This window comes from Mycobacterium intermedium, from assembly GCF_002086275.1.
Lineage (GTDB): Bacteria > Actinomycetota > Actinomycetes > Mycobacteriales > Mycobacteriaceae > Mycobacterium > Mycobacterium intermedium.
On the sequence record NZ_MVHT01000233.1, the window covers coordinates 1 to 1,467 of the forward strand.

At 64.2% G+C, this 1,467-nt stretch carries 1 protein-coding gene; it reads right to left on the bottom strand.

The window, feature by feature from the left end:
• Positions 1-18: 18 nt before the first annotated feature.
• Positions 19-1,227 (bottom strand): IS110 family RNA-guided transposase, encoded by a 1,209-nt coding sequence (locus BST27_RS30370; protein WP_069422679.1) that lies wholly within the window; start codon positions 1,225-1,227, stop codon positions 19-21.
• Between the last annotated feature and the right edge of the window lie 240 nt (positions 1,228-1,467).

Consider the following 1,467-nt stretch of genomic DNA (forward strand, 5'->3'; position numbering starts at 1 on the left):
GGACTCTCAATGAAGATGTCAAGCCGCCGACTGTGTGATTGGGGGTGAGTCGGGTTGCCAGGTGCGGTTGTCACGGATGAGCGCGTAGAGGACGTTGGTGCGGCGTCGCGCCAGGCAGATGGTGGCCGCGATCGGTCGTTTTCCTTCGTTCCGTTTGCGCTGGTAATAGGCCTTGGAAAGCGGGTCGCAGCGGATGGCGGTGAGCGCGGACATGTACATGACCCGGCGCAGTCGTCGGCTGTAGCGCTTCGGAGTGTGCAGGCGTCCAGTGCGTTTCCCCGAGTCGCGAGAGACCGGGGCCAGCCCGGCCCACGCCGCGAGTTGGTCAGCCGACTCGATCAGGGCGGGGTCACCAACAGCGGCCAGGAATTCGGCGCCGAGCCGAAATCCCATGCCGGGCATGCTGGTGATTACTTCAGCAAGTGGATGGCGGCGAAATCGGCCCTCGATGTCGGCGTCGGTGGTCTTGATGCGTTCATCGAGGGAGATCACCTCCTGGGCCAGTTGTGCGACCAGCCCAGCGGCGACTTCTTCGCCCGGCAGGCGCACCGTCTGGGTCTTCGCCGCAGCCACGGCCGCCGCTGCGATTGCAGCGGCGTTACGCACCCCGGCATCGGCCAGCACCCGCGTCAGCCGCGAAAGGCCGCTCTGCCGAATGGCTTTCGGACGCTGGTAGCGCGCCAGCAGCACCACCCAACCACGATCCTGGGTCAGCTGAGCTGCTCGCTCCAGGGCCGGGCAGACCGCTACCAGCTGTTGACGCAGCCGGTTGATGGTGCGGGTGCGATCAGCCACCAGATCAGTCCGATGGGCGGTCAGCATCCGCAGTTCGGTGATCACGTCATCGCCGGGGTGCAGCACCGGCAGATCGGCACCGCGCATCCGGGATTGATCGGCGATCACCCGCGCGTCCTTGGCGTCGGTCTTGGCCTCCCCGCCGCGGTAGGTCGCCGAGGCCTGCCACACCTGGCGGCCCGCCAGATAGCGCACCGACTTGCCGGCATCGGCGAGCACCGTCAACAACAGGGTGGCGTAGACGGTGGTCAGATCCACTGTCCAAGACACCTGCCCACCGAGCTTGTCCACATCGGAAACAAGTCCACGGATCTGTTGCTCGTCGTTGACGAACTTTCGGGAAAGCACCACCGCACCGTGGTCATCGACCACGCACACCCAGTGATGCTCCTTGCCGACGTCCACACCAGCCCACAACTGGACCGCAGTCATCTCGCCTCTATTCGCTTGTCTGCCAACATGTTCCCCACGGACCACCCCGCCAGCATTTCCTTAAACAAGCGATCACATCGCAGATCTCAATCAGCGGCCAGAGAAGTCCAAGCGGGTCGGGCGGCCAGTCCTCTCAAGCCGCACCATCAAGCCGGCAACACACCAACAACCTCACCCGACCCGCCCGGGTCACAGCACAACGTAACAACACGAAGTAACTGCACCTACGAACTTAAGGAC

Excerpts from the sequence above, each read along its gene's own strand:
- BST27_RS30370 (WP_069422679.1), bottom strand. The coding sequence starts at position 1,227 with ATGACTGCGGTCCAGTTGTGGGCTGGTGTGGACGTCGGCAAGGAGCAT.